Source organism: Luteimonas sp. A534 (assembly GCF_054072805.1).
Genome location: NZ_JBSVRR010000002.1, coordinates 320720 through 336600, shown reverse-complemented (window position 1 = coordinate 336600; position 15881 = coordinate 320720). Strand labels below are relative to the sequence as shown.

The window sequence follows — 15881 nt, the reverse complement described above, 5'->3', positions numbered from 1 at the left end:
GACTTCGTGGCTGCCCGGACGTCGGTTGCCGCGTTGCGTGCGGACCCCTTCGGGTGGCGTCGCCATCAGTCGAGTTGGTGCACGGCCTTCGCGAGCCGCTGCACTTCCCCGGGGTGATGGCTGACGTACAGCATCGGCAGCCGCACCTCGTCGCGCACCCGCTGCAGATAGGGGATCAGTTCTTCGCGACGTGCCTGGTCCAGCGCGGACAGCGGCTCGTCGAACAGCAGGATCGCCGGCTGCGAGAGCAGTGCGCGGCCGATCGCCACGCGCTGCGCCTCGCCGCCCGAGAGGTTGGCGGTGCGTCGCCGCAGCAGCGCTTCGATCCCGAGCAGGGCGACCACGGCCTCAAGCTCGAAACGCTTTGCACTGGAAGCCGCAGAGTGGCGGCCGTAAAGCAGGTTGCCGCGCACGTCGAGATGCGGGAACAGGCGCGGATCCTGGAACACATAGCCGACGCGCCGCCGATGCACGGGCAGGTCGATGCCGCGCTCGGCGTCGAACAGCACCTGGCCGTCGACTTCGATGCGACCGGCCCGCGGCTTCACCAGCCCCGCGATGGCGTTGAGCACGGTGGTCTTGCCCGCGCCCGAGGGACCGGTGAGCGCGATCACGCGGGCCGCATCCTCGATCCGCACGCGGCGTTCGAAGCGGCCGCGGCGCAGCTCGATATCGAGGCTCAGCATGCCGAAGCTCCCCGGGCCGGTGCGCCGCTCATGCGTCGCTCCCGTCGCCGCGGCGCCCGTGCTGCCGCTGCACCAGCCACTCCGAAGCCAACAGCGCCAGCAGCGAGATCGCGACCGCCACCAGCGCCAGGCGCCAGATCCCGAGTTCGCCGCCGGGCACCTGCATCAGCTCATAGATCGCGGACGAGATGGTCTGCGTTTCGCCGGGGATGTTGGATACGAAGGTGATCGTGGCGCCGAACTCGCCCAGCGCCTTGGCAAAGGCCAGCACGCCGCCGGCGACGATGCCCGGCCAGGCCAGCGGCAGGGTCACCGTGGCGAACACCCGCCAGGGTCCCGCCCCCAGCGTGGCTGCGGCCTGTTCGAGGCGGCGGTCGACGGATTCGATCGACAGCCGGATCGCACGCACCATCAGCGGGAAACCCATGATCGCGCTGGCCAGCGCCGCGCCGGTCCACTGGAACGCGAAGCGGATGCCGAGGTGCTCGGCGAGGAAGGCGCCGACCGCGCCCTGGCTGCCGAAGGCCACCAGCAGCGCATAGCCCACCACCACCGGCGGCAGCACCAGCGGCAAGTGCACCAGCGCGTCGAGCAGGGCCTTGCCCGGGAAGCGCTTGCGCGCCAGCACCCAGGCCACCGCGATGCCCACCGGCAAGCTGGCCAGCGCTGCGACGCAGGCGACCTTGAGGCTGAGCGCGATGGCGGTGAGTTCCGCGGGGCTGAAGTCGGGCATGTGGTTCGGGGTTCGCGTGGGCGTCCGGCCTCAGCGCGTGCTGAGCCCGTGGCTGCGGAAGATCGCGCGTGCGTCGCGACCCTGCAGCCACTGCAGGAAGGGAACCGCATGCAGGTGCCTGCTCGCGCTCACGCGCGCTGCCGGATACACGATGTCCGGGTGCGACCCGGCGGGAAACGTGGCCAGCACGCGCACCCTCGGCTCGGCCAGGGCGTCGCTGCCGTACACCACGCCCAGCGGAGCTTCGCCGCGCGCCACCAGCATCAAGGCCGCGCGCACGTTCTCGACGCCGGCCACGCGCGGCGCAAGCGCCTCCCACATGCCCAGTGATTCGAATGCGGCCTTCGCGTACCTGCCTGCAGGCACGCTGTCGACCATGCCCAGCGCGATGCGGCCGCGCTTGCCGAGCAGCGGCCGCAGGTCGAGGCCCGGGCGTAGCGGGACCGGCTTCAATGCGGAAGCGGCGGGGGCGACCAGCACCAAGGTATTGCCGAACAGTTCCGCGCGCGTCCCGGCATCGACCATGTCGCGCGACTGCAATTCGTCCATCCATTCCAGGTCGGCGGAGACGAACACGTCCGCCGGCGCGCCCTGTGCGATCTGCCGCGCCAGCGCAGAACTGGCGGCATACGAGACGCGCACGGGCTGCCCGGTAGCGGCTCCGTAGGCAGCCGCGGCGGCGTCCATCGACTCCTTCAGGCTGGCGGCGGCGAACACGGTGAGCGGCCTGTCGGCGGCGACGGCCTCGTCGACACCCGGGAGCAGCAGGGCCATGGCCACGAGACCGCACAGGCCGAGCATGAAGCGGCGGGAACGCGTCATCGCGCGGCCTACAGCGTGTCCAGTGGAAGTTCGAGGTAGCGCACGCCGTTGCCATGCGGCTCGGGCAGCGCGCCGGCGCGGATGTTGACCTGCACCGAAGGGATGATCAGCGCCGGCATCGCGAGCGTGGCGTCGCGCGCCTCGCGGATAGCGACGAAAGCCGCCTCGTCCACGCCTTCGTGTAGATGGATGTTGCCGCGCTTCTGTGCGCCGATGCTGGTCTCGCATGCCGGCGCGCGGCCGTCGGGGCCGTAGTCGTGGCAAACGAACACGCGGGTCTCGTCGGCCAATTCCGTGAACAACGTCTGGACCGAGCGGTACAGCGTGGCTGCGCTGCCGCCGGGGAAGTCGCAGCGCGCGCTGCCGCCATCGGGCATGAACAGCGAATCACCGGTGAACAGCGCGTCGCCGATGAGGTAGGCGCAGCTGTCGGCGGTATGGCCCGGCACCGGCAGCACGCGACAGGCGATGCCGCCGAGCGCGAAGGTTTCATCGGCGGTGAACAGGTGGTCGAACTGCGAGCCATCAATCGCGAAGCCGGGGCCCAGGTCGAAGACGTCGCGGAAGCGCGCCTGCACGTCGCGGATGCCGCTGCCGATGGCTACGGGCGCCTCGGGCCAATGCGTGGTTTTCAGCCACTGCGCGGCCGACAGGTGGTCGGCATGGGCGTGTGTCTCGAGCAGCCAGCGCACGCGATATCCGTGCGCCTTGACGCAGTCGACCAGCGCCTGGGCCGCCGTGGTGGCCGTGCGCCCGGAGGCTATGTCGAAATCCAGCACCGGGTCGATGATCGCGGCGTCGCCGCTGGCCGCGTCCGCGACCACGTAGCTCCACGTGCCGGTGCCGGCATGGTGGAACGGGTGGACGGCGGGCGTGGCGGCGCTCACGGTCGTGGGCTGGGCGGAGCGAGCGCGTAGTTGAGCAGTGCCGCGAGGCGATGGCCGGCCTCGCGAAGGCGGCGTTCGGCCAGCGGCCGGCGCTCGTCGAGGAAGGCGGTGTCGATCGCGTGCGCGCCGTCGGCGGGATAGATGTCGCCGGCTTCCACCAGTCGGCAGGACTCCAGCGCCCATTCCAGGATCGGGCGATCCGAGCCGAGGGTCGGGTCGTCGGGCAGCGGCGTCTGCATCAGCTCCGCGGCGTAGGCCTCCGCTGCCAGTTCGCGGCGCGCGAGGATGGTGCCGTCCCAGATCCGGTGCAGGTTGCTGCCCTCGCCATCCAGGTTCACCTGGTAGTCGTTGCCGCCCTTGTCGTCGCGTGGGCTGGCATGCAGCGGCTGGTGCAGGTCACCCACGAAATGCACGACGTACTTGAGCGCGGCCGCGCGCGATGCGTCTTCCGCTTGGGGATCGGCGAGCGTGCGGAACTTCAGGTTGGCCTGGGTGACGACGCAGTTGTTGCCGCGGCAGTCGCGCGGCGGTTCGAAGCCGCAGCGACCGTCGAAATTGATGTAGTGCCAGCGCGCCGTCATCCTGGCGAAATCCGGGTCTTTTTCGCGCTGCTCGTCGGCCCAGGTCGAAATGGCGGCGAGGGTCGGTTCGGGTTCGTCGGCGAGCAGGCGATCGACCTCCGCGCGGGCTTCGGGCGTGAGGTTGGCTTCGGCGATCCGGGCCACGATGCGGTGGCCTTCGGCGCTCCAGGCCAGGGCATCGCCGGCAAAGAATGCACAGGCAAGGGCGACGACGGGGAGGAAACGATGCATGGGGCGGACTCGGTTCGGGCGCATGCGGCGATTCTAGCCCGCATGCGTCCGGGGTCGCGCCGGGTGGTTCAGAAGCGCATGACGTAGGCGGCGCCGTAGACCAGCGGGTCGATCTTCGCGCTGCCGAGCTTGGCGCCGTCGAGCTTCACGTCACTGTCGATGTCCATCCAGCGCACGTCGACGCGGATCGCGCCCTTCTCGCCGACCTTGAAGTCGACGCCGGCGTGCAGCGCGACGCCGAAGGAGTCATCGAGCTCGAGCTTCGAACCCGCCAGCGCGCCGCGGGTGTCCTCGCTGAAGAAGGTGGTGTAGTTCAGGCCCACGCCGAGCAGCGGCGACACCTTGCCCTGGCCGTTGAAGTGGTACTGCAGGCTGATGGTGGGCGGCAGGTGCTTGGTGCTGCCCACGCGGCCCAGGCCGTCGATGGCGATGTCGTGCTGGAACGGCAGCGCGGCCAGCACTTCCAGGCCGAGGTTGTCGCGCAGGAAGTATTCGACGGCGATGGTCGGGCGGGTGCTGGAGCCGATGTCCAGCGGCAGGGTGCCCGCGGCGAGCTTGCCGTTGTCGGAGTCCGGGTTCACCTGGTGGGCACCGATGGCCACGGTCCAGTCGCCGGCGGACTGGGCGAAGGCGGACGGCGCGGCAAGCGCGCCGGCGATGGCCAGGGCAAGGAGGGGGAGGGTGTTGCGGGACATTGACGCACCTGTCGTGTGTTGGGGATGGCGCCATGGTGCGGTGTGCCATACGGGCCCGCATTGATCGGGATCAAGTCCGGGCCGGCCCCGTCCGGGCCTGCTAAAATGGGCGTTCTGCGTGTTCCACCCACCCTTGCCGCGGCGCGCGGCGATACGGAGTCAGCATCCCATGGCGATCAAGGTAGGCATCAACGGTTTCGGCCGCATCGGGCGCAACGTCCTGCGTTCGGCGGTGCAGAATTTCGGCAACGACATCGAGATCGTCGCCATCAACGACCTGCTGGAGCCGGACTACCTGGCCTACATGCTGAAGTACGACTCCGTGCACGGCCGCTTCGACGGCGAAGTGTCGGTCGACGGCGACACCCTGGTGGTCAACGGCAAGCGCATCCGCCTGACCCAGGAGCGCGACCCGGCCAACCTCAAGTGGGACGAGGTCGGCGCCGACGTCGTCATCGAATCCACCGGCCTGTTCCTCGACAAGGCCAGCGCGCAGAAGCACCTCGATGCCGGCGCGAAGAAGGTGATCCTGTCGGCGCCATCGAAGGACGACACGCCGATGTTCGTGTTCGGCGTGAACCACGAAAAGTATGCCGGCGAGGCCATCGTCTCCAACGCGTCCTGCACCACCAACTGCCTTGCGCCGATCGCCAAGGTGCTGCACGACAAGTGGGGCATCAAGCGCGGCCTGATGACCACCGTGCACGCCGCCACCGCCAGCCAGAAGGTGGTCGACGGCCCGTCGAACAAGGACTGGCGCGGCGGCCGCGGCATCCTCGAGAACATCATTCCGTCGAGCACCGGCGCGGCCAAGGCCGTGGGCAAGGTGATCCCGGAGCTCAACGGCAAGCTCACCGGCATGTCGTTCCGCATCCCGACCTCCGACGTCTCCGTGGTCGACCTGACCGTCGAGCTGGAAAAGGGCGCGAGCTACGAAGAGATCAAGGCCGAGATGAAGGCGCAGAGCGAGGGCGCGCTCAAGGGCATCCTCGGCTACACCGAGGACAAGGTGGTCGCCACCGATTTCCGCGGCGATACCCGCACCTCGATCTTCGACGCCGAGGCCGGTATCCAGCTCGACGACACCTTCGTCAAGCTGGTGGCCTGGTACGACAACGAGTGGGGCTATTCCACCAAGTGCCTGGAGCTGGTCCGCGTGGTGGCGGCGAAGTAAGCCCGCGGCCAGCGTGACCCGATGGAAGCCCCGCCTCGCGCGGGGCTTCCTGCTTTCGGAAGTCCCTGACGGCCGGAACGTGCCGCGGGTCGTGCATCCGAGACGCCGGCGCAGCTAATGTGCGTCCATGGCCGCGGGGAGCGGCGCGAGGAGATGCAGGAATGGAATCGATCATCTTGCTGTTCGTGCTGGTAGTGCTTGCGGTGCCGGTGCTGCTGATCGTGGTCCTGGTGGCCTTGGGCAACCTGAAACGGCGCGTCGCCGAGCTGGAATACGCGATGACGCGTCAGGAGCAGTACCGGCAGCCGGAGTCGCAGCCCCGGGCGCAGCCACAGCCGCAGCCGCGGCCTCAGCCTCCCCAGCCCCAGCCCCAGCCCCAGCCCCAGCCCCAGCCGCGCGCCGTGGACGTGGCGCAGCCGGCCCCGCCGATTCCGCCGCGGCCACCCCGCATCGAGCCGATTCCCGCCGCCGCGCGACGGACACGCGTCGCACCGGGGCCGTTCGAACGCTTCGCCACCCGCGCGCGCCGCTGGTTCACCGAGGGCAACGTGCCGGTGAAGGTGGGCGTGCTGGTGCTGCTGGCCGGGGTCGCCGCGCTGCTCAAGTACGCCAGCGACCAGGGCTGGCTGACCCTGCCCATGAGCCTGCGCCTGGCGGCCGTCGCCGCCGCGGCACTGGCCGCGCTGGTCTTTGCCTGGCGCAAGCGCGACAGCCACCGCAGCTTCGCGCTGGCGGTGCAGGGCGGTGCGATCGGCGTGCTGCTGCTGGTGGTGTACGCGGCGTTCAAGCGCTTCGACCTGCTGCCGGCCGGGCCCGCGTTCGCGGCCAGCCTGGCGCTGGTGGTGGCGCTGGGCGTGCTGGCGGTGCTGCAGGAGTCGCGCACCCTGGCCGTGTTCGGCATCCTCGCCGGCTTCATGGCGCCGATCTGGCTGTCCACCGGCAGTGGCAACCATGTGGTGCTGTTCTCCTACTACGCCCTGCTCAACGCGGCGATCTTCGCCATCGCCTGGCTGCGGCCCTGGCGCGAGCTCAACCTGCTGGGCTGGATCTTCACCTGGGGCATTGGCGTGGCCTGGGGCGTGCTGGCCTACGAGCCCGCGAAGTTCGCGAGCACGCAGCCGTTCCTGCTGCTGTTCTTTGCCTTCTACCTGCTGCTGCCGATCCTGTACGCGAACAAGCGCGCGCCGGGGCGGCGCGACGTGGTCGACGGCGGCCTGCTGTTCGGCACGCCGCTGGTGGCGTTCGCGTTGCAGGCGGTGCTGCTGGACGGCGCGCGGACGCAGCTCGCGCTGTGCGCGCTGGGGCTGGCGGCGATCTATGCGGCGCTGGCGTGGTGGCAGCGGCGGGGCCCGCACGCGGTGCTTGCCGAGGCCTACCTGCTGCTGGCGGCGGCCTTCGCTACGCTGGCGGTGCCGCTGGCGCTGTCGGCCAGTGCCACGGCGGCGGTGTTCGCGGTGGAAGGTGCCGGGCTGGCGTGGCTGGGCCTGCGTACGGGACGGTTGCTGCCACAGTGGGCCGGCGTCGGGCTGCAGCTGGTCGCCACGGTGGCCTTCTTCAACGGCTACGTGGACCTGCCGCTGGCGGAGCACGCGATCGCCAACCCGGCCTTCGCCGGCTTCATGCTGCTGGCGCTGGCGGGCTTTGCCAGCGCCTGGTGGTACCGCGCGGCCGGGTGGACGGCGGCCGCGGCGGTGTACTACTGCTGGGGTCTGGTCTGGTGGTGTTCCGGCGCGCTGAACGAGGTGGTCCAGCACGTTGCCGCAGGCCTGCGCCCGGACGCGCTGTTGGCGGTGGCTGCGGTGACCGCGCTGCTCGCGGCGGAGGTACAGCGCAGGCGCGCGGCGGCGGCGCTGGTGCTGACCGTGCTGGGCGCCTTCGTCATGGCCGCGCCGTTGGCCATGGCGCAGTTGGATGCCGACGGCCAGCCACTCGCCGCCTGGGGTGGCGTGGCCTGGCTGCTGTTCGCGGCCTGTGGCGTGCGCAGCCTCACCGGCCTGCGCAATGAGGGCGGGCAGCTGGCGGCGTGCGCGCAGTTCGTCTGGTGGTTGCTGTGGCCGCTGGTGCTGTCACTGTCGGCGTTTGAATTCGCCCGGGCACAGGCGTTGGGCAGCGGCTGGCGGCTGGCGCTCCCGGCCTTGCCCTGGCTGGCCCTGCTGGGAGTGCTGCAGCTCCGCTGGCACTGGTTGCGACAACCGCTGGGTGCTGCGTTCGACTTCATGCGTACGCCGCTGTTCGTGACCAGTCTGCTGGTGATCTGTCCAGGTTGGCTGGGCGCGCTGCGTGATGCCGGCGGCAGCGCGCCGCTGCCGTGGCTACCGCTGCTCAATCCGCTGGATATCGTCCAGCTGGCCGCGCTGGTGCTGCCCGCGTGCTGGCTGTGGTCGGCACAGGTACCGGCTTCATTCGCGCGGCGGCGGGTCGCGCTGTTGTCGGTGGCGGGCTTCCTGCTCGTCACCTGCATCACCCTGCGCACGGTGCACCACTGGGGCGGCCTGCCCTGGGGCGGAGCCTTGTGGTCGGCCAGCCTCGCGCAGACGGCGCTGACCCTGGTCTGGAGCGTGGCGGGCGTGGCGGCGTGGATCGCGGGGTCGCGGCGCGGCCAGCGTGCGTTGTGGCTGGTGGGGGCAGTGCTGATGGCGCTGGTGCTGGCCAAGCTGGTACTTGTCGACCGCCAGCACCTGGGCAACCTGCTGGGCATCGGCTCATTCATGGCCTATGGCCTGCTGTGCACCGTCGTGGGCTGGTTCGCGCCGGCGCCGCCGCGGGCGCCACCCAGCGCTAGTGAGGGCGGCGATGGGAGCGGCGGTGAAGGCGGCGCCGCGGCGTTCCGGGCGTGAGCGGGGCGTCCCGTCCGCTCAGGCCCGGGGCGATGGCCTCGGGAGTTCGCAGCCTTCGGGGCCGCAGGCCGCGCCGTCGCCGCTGACCGCCGGCGGCGCGAGCTTGCGCAGCGCTTCGGCCAGCGCTTCGGGCGGGTGCGCGCCCTGGATGCCGTGGATGCCGTCGACGACGAAGGTCGGTACCGCGCGGATGCCCATCGCCTGCGCGCGGCCCAGTGCGGCCTGCACCTCGGCGACGCCTTCGTCCGAATCCAGCATCGCGCGCACGCGCGCTTCCGGCAGGCCGCCTTCGGCGCCGGCGGCGACCAGCACCTCGGCATCGGCCAGGTTGCGGCCCTCGGCGAAGTGGGCGCGGAACAGGGCCTCGGCCACGGCCTCCACGTCGCCCTCGCGCGCGGCCAGCCACATCAGGCGGTGGCCGGGCAGGGTGGTGACGCGCACCTGGCCGCGGTCGAAGTCCATCGGCAGGCCCTCGGCGCGCGCGGTGCCCTGGGTCTGCGCCAGGATTTCCGCGGCGCGCGCTTCGCCACCGAACTTGCTGGCATAGGCCTCGCGCAAGGGGACCGGCGTGGCATCGGCGTCCGGATCCAGCATGAAGGGATGCCAGTGCACTTCGACGGCGGGCGCGTCGTCGCCCAGCAGCGCGAGGGCGCGCTGGAAGCGATGCTTGCCGATCCAGCACCAGGGGCAGACCAGGTCGGACCAGATGTCGATGCGCATGGGGCTCACCTCTTCGTCTTGCGTTCGTAAACCATGCGCGTGCCCGCCGCGCGGTCGTGCCAGGTCAGGCGGTCGCGGTCGAACCAGGCCCACCAGAAGCCCAGGCCCCCCGCGGCCACCGACAGCGTGGCCACCGCGTAGCGGCACCACAGCGTCCGCCACGGCGGCGCGGGACCATCGGCGGCGACCACGCGCAGGCGCCAGGGCCGCATGCCCAGGGTCTGCCCGCCACGTCGCCAGCTCACCGTGGCGTAGGCGCCGGTGATCGCCCAGCAGCACAGCCACAGCAGCCACTGCAGCAGGCTCCAGGGCTGGATGTTCTCGCGCGGCCCGTGGCCGGCCAAGGTGTAGCCGAGTGCGAACACGAAGCCGAGCAGGAACCACAGCGACAGCACGGGCAGCAGGTCGTACAGCATCGCCAGCAGTCGCTTGCCGATGTGCGCGCCGGGCAGTGCGTGGCCGTCGGCCGCCTGCGGGTTCGGGTGGTGTCGGGCATCCGGGTTCATCGCGACAGGATAGCCGCCGCGGCTTCCGCGCCGCTAAGCTGGCGGCGATGTCCGCGTCCACGCCCGCAGAGCGCCGAACGCGCGCCATGCGGCTGCCGCCGCCGCGCGACGCCGACGCGCGCGCCATCGATGCCTTCATCGATGCCTGGTGGGCCGAATCCGGCGCCGCCCGCCAGACCCTGGACAGCTACCGCCGCGATCTGCAGGGCTTCGCGCGCTGGCGCGACCGTGGCGACATCGTCGACGCCGATCGCGCCGGCCTGTTCGACTACCTCGCCCACCGCAGCCGCGAAGGCTATTCGCCGCGCAGCAACGCGCGCCTGCTGTCCGCGCTGCGGGCGTTCTACGGCTGGCGGCTGAGGCAGGGACTGCGCGCCGACGATCCCACGGCCCTGCTGGAGCCGCCAAAGCTGCCGCGCCTGCTGCCCAAGGCGCTCGCAGAGGGTGAGGTCGCCCGCCTGCTCGAGGCGCCCGATGTCGACGCACCCGCGGGCCTGCGCGACCGCGCCATGCTGGAGCTTATGTACGCCTGCGGCCTGCGCGTGAGCGAGCTGGTCGACCTGCCGGCCAACGGCGTCAACCTGCGCCAGGGCGTGCTGCGCGTGTCCGGCAAGGGGGGCAAGGAACGGCTGGTGCCCCTGGGCGACGAGGCCCGGCACTGGCTTGATCGCTATCTCGCTGATGCCCGCCCGGCGCTGGTCGGCGCCCGCCAGGTCCCGGTGGATGCGAAGGGTGACGCGCCGCTGTTCGTCGGTCCGGATCTCCGCGCCCCGACGCGGCAGGCGTTCTGGGCCCTGGTCAAACGCCACGCCGCCGCCGCCGGCATCGATCCCGGCAAGGTCAGTCCGCACGGCCTGCGCCACAGCTTCGCCACCCACCTGCTCAACCACGGTGCCGACCTGCGTTCGCTGCAGATGCTGCTCGGGCACAGCTCGCTGTCGACCACCCAGATCTACACCCTGGTCGCGCGCGAGCAGCTCAAGCGCCTCCACGCCCGCCACCACCCCCGAGCCTGAAAGCCGGAGCAATGGATGTCCCGGGCCGCGGGCACCTCCGCCGAAGCGCATGCGAGAATGCGCGGTCAGCCGCCGTCATGGCGGCATCGCCAAGCCGAGACCCGCGAATGAAGTCCTTGCTGCCCCTGATGCTGTGTGCCGTCAGCCTTACCGCCTGCGCCCAGGCGCCGGACGCCAGTGCACCGGGCACGCAGCAGCCCGCCCGCGCCGCGGGCCAGGGGATGGTCAGCGCCGCGGCGGGTTCGGCCGAGGAGCGCGCGATCCAGGCCCTGCACGCGATCAACCCGCGGATCGAGGTCGACCACGTCGGCGCCGCGCCGCTGCCCGGCTTCCGCGAGGCGGTGGTCGGCGGGCAGATGGTCTACATCAGCGATGACGGCCGCTATCTGCTGCAGGGCGCGCTGTTCGATGTCCACGAGAAGGTCGACCTCAGCCAGGCGGGCATGGCCGAGGTGCGCCGCCGGCTGCTGGCGACCATTCCCGCGTCCGAGCGCATCGTGTTCGCGCCCGAAGCCCCCGAATACACCGTCAGCGTGTTCACCGACGTCGAATGCGGCTACTGCCGCAAGCTCCACGAGGACATCGCGGAATACAACCGCCTCGGCATCGCCATCGAATACCTGGCCTTTCCGCGCATGGGTCCGGCGAGCGAAGACTTCAGCAAGATGGTGTCGGTGTGGTGTGCCAGCGACCGCCGCGCCGCACTGACCGCCGCCAAGGAAGGGCGCAACGTTCCGGCGAGCCAGTGCACCAGCCCGGTGGCGCGGCACTACGACATCGGTCGCCGGGTGGGCCTGACCGGCACGCCGATGATCGTCACCGCCGACGGGACCCAGATGCCCGGCTACATGCCGCCCGCCGACCTGCGCGCCGCGCTCGACCGGCTGGCCCTGGATGCGGCCGGGCCGGCAGCCAGCGCCACGCCGACCGACGCACCGACGGACGCGCCCGAACCAGACGTGGCCGCGGACGGCGCGCCGGGCGGGCGCTGAGCCGCCAGCCGCCCCGCGGCTTCGCTACAATGGCCGGCCCGTTCCACGGTCGAAACCGGACATGATCGTCCTCGAGGGCCTGCCCGCCCTGTCGCCCTTCCGGCGCGAACGTCTCCAAGCCCGCCTGCAAGCCATTGAACCCGGCATCCGCGTCACCGGGTCCTGGCACGTCTACTGGCTCGATGCCGACCCGGGCGCGATGCCCGACCGGGCGGTGCTGCATCGCATCCTGCAGGCCGCGGACGCCGTGGCGCCCGCCGAGCCCGGCGCCGCGACCCGCTTCGTTTCTCCGCGCGTGGGCACGCTCTCGCCCTGGGCCAGCAAGGCCGGCGAATTGCTGCGCGGTGCCCGCCTGCCGGTGAAGCGCGTGGAGCGCGGCACCCGCATCGACATCACCGGCTGGCCGTCCGATCCGGCGGCCGCGGCCGTCGTCGCGGGTGTCCTGCACGACCCCATGACGCAGTCGCTGCTGGCCTCGCACGATGAGGCTGCGGCGCTGTTCACCACGCCCGCGCGCGGCGCGGTCGAGGTCATTCCGCTGGATGGCCTGGAAGAAGCCAACCAGCGCCTGGGCCTGGCGCTCGCCGCCGACGAGATCGCCTACCTGCGGGAGCGCTATGGCGCGCTTGGCCGTGACCCGCACGACGTCGAACTGATGATGTTCGCGCAGGCCAACTCCGAGCACTGCAGGCACAAGATCTTCAACGCCTCCTGGACCATCGACGGCGAGGAGATGCAGGTCAACGGCGGCCCGCAGTCGCTGTTCCGGATGATCCGGCACACGCATGCGCAGACGCCGGAGCACACGCTGTCGGCCTACAGCGACAACGCCGCGGTGGTCGAAGGGTATGCCTCGCGACGCTTCCGGCCCGACCCGGAGACGGCCGTCTACCGCGCCGAGCCCGAGCGCGACGGCGCCTTCTGCATCAAGGTCGAGACCCACAACCACCCGACCGCGATCTCGCCCTTCGCGGGCGCCTCCACCGGCGCCGGCGGCGAGATCCGCGACGAGGGCGCCACCGGCCGCGGCGGCAAGCCCAAGGCCGGACTGGTCGGCTTCAGCGTTTCGCACCTGCGCATCCCGTCGCTGCCGCAGCCCTGGGAACAGCCGCGCGCGCTGAACCCGCGCATGGCGCCGGCGCTGGAGATCATGACCGACGGCCCGCTGGGCGCGGCGGCGTTCAACAACGAATTCGGCCGCCCGAACCTCACCGGCTACTTCCGCAGCTTCGAGCTGGCGGAGGGCGAGGGCCTGGTCCGTGCCTACGACAAGCCGATCATGCTCGCCGGTGGCCTTGGCGCCATCGACCGCGACCAGGTGGCCAAGCTGACGCTGTCGCCGGGTGACGCGGTGGTGGTGCTCGGCGGCCCGTCGATGCTGATCGGGCTGGGCGGCGGTGCCGCAAGCTCCGTGGCTTCGGGCGAGAGCGCCGAGGACCTCGATTTCGCCAGCGTGCAGCGCGACAACCCGGAGATGGAGCGCCGCTGCCAGGAGGTCATCGACCGCTGCGTGGCGATGGGCAAGGCCGGCAACCCGATCAAGTGGTGCCACGACGTCGGCGCCGGCGGCCTGTCCAACGCGATCCCCGAGCTGCTGCACGATTCCGGCGTGGGCGGCGTGATCGATCTCGATCGCGTGCCCAGCGACGATCCCTCGCTGTCGCCCATGCAGCTGTGGTGCAACGAGTCGCAGGAGCGCTATGTGCTGGGCGTTTCGGTGGACCGCATCGATGAATTCGCGGCGCTGTGCGAGCGCGAACGCTGCCCCTTCGCCGTGGTCGGGTATGCGACTGAAGAGGAGCACCTGGTGGTGGGCTACGGCGCATCGCCTGCATCCGTCGCGACCGGTGAGCCGCGCGACCTGCACGCCATCGACCTCCCCATGGACCTGATTTTCGGCAAGGCGCCGAAGATGCACCGCGATGCCGTCCGCCAGCAGCCGCACCGCTGGCCCCAGCTCAATGCCGTCGCGCTGGCCGCCGCCGGCCGTCCGGGCGAAGCCCTGCACGAAGCCGGCCTGCGCGTGCTTGCGCATCCGACGGTCGCCTCCAAGCAGTTCCTGGTCACGATCGGCGACCGCAGCGTCGGCGGCCTGACCGCGCGCGACCAGATGGTGGGCCCCTGGCAGCTGCCGGTGGCCGATTGCGCGATCACGCTTGCGGATTTCCACGGCCACAGCGGTGAAGCCATGGCGATCGGCGAGCGCACGCCGCTGGCCCTGATCGACGCCGCCGCCAGCGCACGCATGGCCGTGGGCGAAGCGATCACCAACCTGTGCGCCGCGCCGGTCGAGTCGCTGGCGCGCACCAAGCTCTCGGCCAACTGGATGGCCGCCGCCGGCCACCCGGGCGAAGACGCGCGCCTGTTCGACGCCGTGCACGCGGTGGGCATGGAGCTGTGCCCGGAGATCGAGCTGTCGATCCCGGTCGGCAAGGACTCACTGTCGATGCAGGCGCAGTGGCAGGCCGATGGCGTCGCCCGGAAGTCGGTGTCGCCGGTGTCGCTCGTGGTCACCGCCTTCGCGCCGGTGGCCGATGTGCGCCGGCAGCTCACCCCGCTGCTCGCGCGCCAGAGCGGCACCGAGCTGTGGCTGCTCGGCCTGGGCGCGGGCAAGCAGCGCCTGGGCGGTTCGATCCTGTCGCAGGTCCACGGCGCTTTCGGTGGCGCCTGCCCGGACCTTGATGACCCGCAGCGCCTGCGCGCCTTCTTCGAACTCATCCGCGACGCGCGCGAGGCCGGCTTGCTGCTGGCCTATCACGACCGCTCCGACGGCGGCGTTTTCGCCAGCCTCTGCGAGATGGCGTTCTGCTCGCGCGTCGGCCTCGACATCGACCTCGATACCTGGGGCGACGACCGCACCGAGAACGTGTTCCGCACGCTCTTCAATGAAGAACTGGGCGCGGTGGTGCAGATCGCAGCCGATGATCGCGTCGAGTTCGTCGACCTGGTGGAGCGCCATGGCCTGGTCGAGTGCGCGCAGCGCATCGCGCGGCCGACCACCGCGTCGTCGGTGCGCGTGCTCGCCGATGGCGAAGTGATGGCCGAGTGGGCCTGGGAAGACCTCATGGGCGCCTGGTGGTCGGTGAGCCACGCCATGCAGCGCCAGCGCGACAATCCCGACTGCGCCGACGCCGAGCGTGATGCCGCGCTGCGCTTCGATGCGCCCGGCCTGCGGCCCGAGCTCACGTTCGACCCGTCCGACGACATCGCCGCGCCCTACGTCGCCAAGGGCGCCGCACCGCGCGTGGCGGTGCTGCGCGAGCAAGGCGTCAACGGCCAGGTGGAGATGGCGGCCGCGTTCACGCTGGCCGGTTTCGAGGCGGTCGACGTGCACATGAGCGACCTGGTCGCCGGCCGCGCGACGCTCGACGACTTTGCGGGCTTTGCCGCCTGCGGCGGTTTCAGCTACGGCGACGTGCTTGGCGCCGGCCGCGGCTGGGCGACATCGATCCTCGAGCGCGAAGCACTGCGCAGCATGTTTGAACGCTTCTTCGGCCGCGGCGACAGCTTCGCCCTGGGCGTGTGCAACGGCTGCCAGATGATGTCGCAGCTCAAGGAGATCATCCCCGGCGCCACCCACTGGCCCCGGTTCCAGCGCAACCTCAGCGAGCAGTTCGAGGCGCGCCTGGGCATGCTGGAAGTGGTGGAATCACCGTCGCTGTTCCTGCGCGGCATGGCCGGCTCGCGGATCCCGGTGGTGGTTTCGCATGGCGAGGGCCGGGCGGAATTCACCGGCGACGCCGACCACGCTGCCGCCCGCGTGGCGTTGCGCTACGTCGACGGAGGCGGTCGCCCGGCGACCGCCTACCCCGCCAATCCCAACGGTTCGGACTCCGCCGTCGCCGGACTCACCAGCGACGACGGCCGGGTGACGCTGCTGATGCCGCATCCCGAACGCACCCTGGCCACGGCCAACTTCAGCTGGGCGCCGGCGGCGTGGGCAGTCGCCTCGCCCTGGCTCAGGATGTTCCGCAACGCGCGGGTGGCCGTCGGCTGAGGGC

General features: G+C 71.2%; 12 protein-coding genes and 1 pseudogene. 5 read left to right on the top strand and 8 right to left on the bottom strand.

Features of this window, described 5'->3' with window-relative positions; translation table 11 throughout:
- Positions 1-65 precede the first annotated feature (65 nt).
- The 6 genes from ACW5F0_RS06215 to ACW5F0_RS06190 form a co-directional block, all read right to left on the bottom strand.
- On the bottom strand, positions 66-686 hold the full coding sequence (locus tag ACW5F0_RS06215; protein ID WP_456999298.1) for an ATP-binding cassette domain-containing protein: 621 nt from the start codon (positions 684-686) through the stop codon (positions 66-68).
- A 28-nt stretch (positions 687-714) separates the two neighbouring features.
- Positions 715-1419 (bottom strand): molybdate ABC transporter permease subunit, encoded by a 705-nt coding sequence (gene modB, locus ACW5F0_RS06210; protein WP_456964975.1) that lies wholly within the window; start codon positions 1417-1419, stop codon positions 715-717.
- 30 nt (positions 1420-1449) lie between these two features.
- Complete coding sequence (modA, locus tag ACW5F0_RS06205; RefSeq protein ID WP_456964976.1) at positions 1450-2241, bottom strand: molybdate ABC transporter substrate-binding protein; 792 nt, start codon at positions 2239-2241, stop codon at positions 1450-1452.
- An 8-nt stretch (positions 2242-2249) separates the two neighbouring features.
- A complete protein-coding gene (locus ACW5F0_RS06200; RefSeq protein WP_456999297.1) occupies positions 2250-3128 on the bottom strand; it encodes an MBL fold metallo-hydrolase in 879 nt (292 codons plus the stop codon).
- Positions 3125-3940 (bottom strand): S1/P1 nuclease, encoded by an 816-nt coding sequence (locus tag ACW5F0_RS06195; protein WP_456999296.1) that lies wholly within the window; start codon positions 3938-3940, stop codon positions 3125-3127. Before ACW5F0_RS06195 ends, ACW5F0_RS06200 begins: the two co-directional genes overlap by 4 nt.
- Positions 3941-4008: 68 nt before the next feature.
- Positions 4009-4635: an OmpW/AlkL family protein gene (locus ACW5F0_RS06190; RefSeq protein ID WP_456964979.1), complete on the bottom strand. Its 627-nt coding sequence runs from the start codon at positions 4633-4635 to the stop codon at positions 4009-4011.
- Between the two features lie 169 nt (positions 4636-4804).
- Between ACW5F0_RS06190 and gap the strand changes: the two genes are divergently transcribed.
- Both gap and ACW5F0_RS06180 read left to right on the top strand, forming a co-directional pair.
- A complete protein-coding gene (gap, locus tag ACW5F0_RS06185) occupies positions 4805-5809 on the top strand; it encodes a type I glyceraldehyde-3-phosphate dehydrogenase (RefSeq protein ID WP_456964980.1) in 1005 nt (334 codons plus the stop codon).
- A 161-nt stretch (positions 5810-5970) separates the two neighbouring features.
- Complete coding sequence (locus ACW5F0_RS06180) at positions 5971-8646, top strand: DUF2339 domain-containing protein (RefSeq protein ID WP_456999295.1); 2676 nt, start codon at positions 5971-5973, stop codon at positions 8644-8646.
- Positions 8647-8664: 18 nt separating this feature from the next.
- Here the strand turns inward: ACW5F0_RS06180 and ACW5F0_RS06175 are convergent, their stop codons facing one another.
- Together ACW5F0_RS06175 and ACW5F0_RS06170 are read right to left on the bottom strand one after the other, a co-directional pair.
- Positions 8665-9366, bottom strand: a complete 702-nt coding sequence (locus ACW5F0_RS06175; RefSeq protein ID WP_456964982.1) for a DsbA family oxidoreductase — start codon at positions 9364-9366, stop codon at positions 8665-8667.
- Positions 9367-9371: 5 nt separating this feature from the next.
- Positions 9372-9872: an RDD family protein gene (locus ACW5F0_RS06170; RefSeq protein ID WP_456999294.1), complete on the bottom strand. Its 501-nt coding sequence runs from the start codon at positions 9870-9872 to the stop codon at positions 9372-9374.
- Between the two features lie 86 nt (positions 9873-9958).
- On the opposite strand from ACW5F0_RS06170, the gene xerD reads away from it, so the two are divergent.
- The 3 genes and pseudogenes from xerD to purL all read left to right on the top strand — a co-directional run bounded on the left by xerD (position 9959) and on the right by purL (position 15877).
- Entirely contained in the window at positions 9959-10888 is a 930-nt protein-coding gene (xerD, locus tag ACW5F0_RS06165; RefSeq protein ID WP_456999293.1) for a site-specific tyrosine recombinase XerD, read from the top strand.
- A gap of 107 nt (positions 10889-10995) precedes the next feature.
- Positions 10996-11802 (top strand): annotated as a pseudogene (locus ACW5F0_RS06160) (DsbC family protein); the annotation flags it as partial.
- Positions 11803-11941: 139 nt separating this feature from the next.
- Positions 11942-15877 (top strand): phosphoribosylformylglycinamidine synthase, encoded by a 3936-nt coding sequence (purL, locus tag ACW5F0_RS06155; RefSeq protein WP_456999292.1) that lies wholly within the window; start codon positions 11942-11944, stop codon positions 15875-15877.
- The last annotated feature ends 4 nt before the right edge of the window (positions 15878-15881 follow it).

Excerpts from the sequence above, each read along its gene's own strand:
- ACW5F0_RS06215 (WP_456999298.1), bottom strand. The coding sequence starts at position 686 with ATGCTGAGCCTCGATATCGAGCTGCGCCGCGGCCGCTTCGAACGCCGC.
- modB (WP_456964975.1), bottom strand. The coding sequence starts at position 1,419 with ATGCCCGACTTCAGCCCCGCGGAACTCACCGCCATCGCGCTCAGCCTC.
- modA (WP_456964976.1), bottom strand. The coding sequence starts at position 2,241 with ATGACGCGTTCCCGCCGCTTCATGCTCGGCCTGTGCGGTCTCGTGGCC.
- ACW5F0_RS06195 (WP_456999296.1), bottom strand. The coding sequence starts at position 3,940 with ATGCATCGTTTCCTCCCCGTCGTCGCCCTTGCCTGTGCATTCTTTGCC.
- ACW5F0_RS06190 (WP_456964979.1), bottom strand. The coding sequence starts at position 4,635 with ATGTCCCGCAACACCCTCCCCCTCCTTGCCCTGGCCATCGCCGGCGCG.
- gap (WP_456964980.1), top strand. The coding sequence starts at position 4,805 with ATGGCGATCAAGGTAGGCATCAACGGTTTCGGCCGCATCGGGCGCAAC.
- ACW5F0_RS06180 (WP_456999295.1), top strand. The coding sequence starts at position 5,971 with ATGGAATCGATCATCTTGCTGTTCGTGCTGGTAGTGCTTGCGGTGCCG.
- ACW5F0_RS06175 (WP_456964982.1), bottom strand. The coding sequence starts at position 9,366 with ATGCGCATCGACATCTGGTCCGACCTGGTCTGCCCCTGGTGCTGGATC.
- ACW5F0_RS06170 (WP_456999294.1), bottom strand. The coding sequence starts at position 9,872 with ATGAACCCGGATGCCCGACACCACCCGAACCCGCAGGCGGCCGACGGC.
- xerD (WP_456999293.1), top strand. The coding sequence starts at position 9,959 with ATGCGGCTGCCGCCGCCGCGCGACGCCGACGCGCGCGCCATCGATGCC.
- purL (WP_456999292.1), top strand. The coding sequence starts at position 11,942 with ATGATCGTCCTCGAGGGCCTGCCCGCCCTGTCGCCCTTCCGGCGCGAA.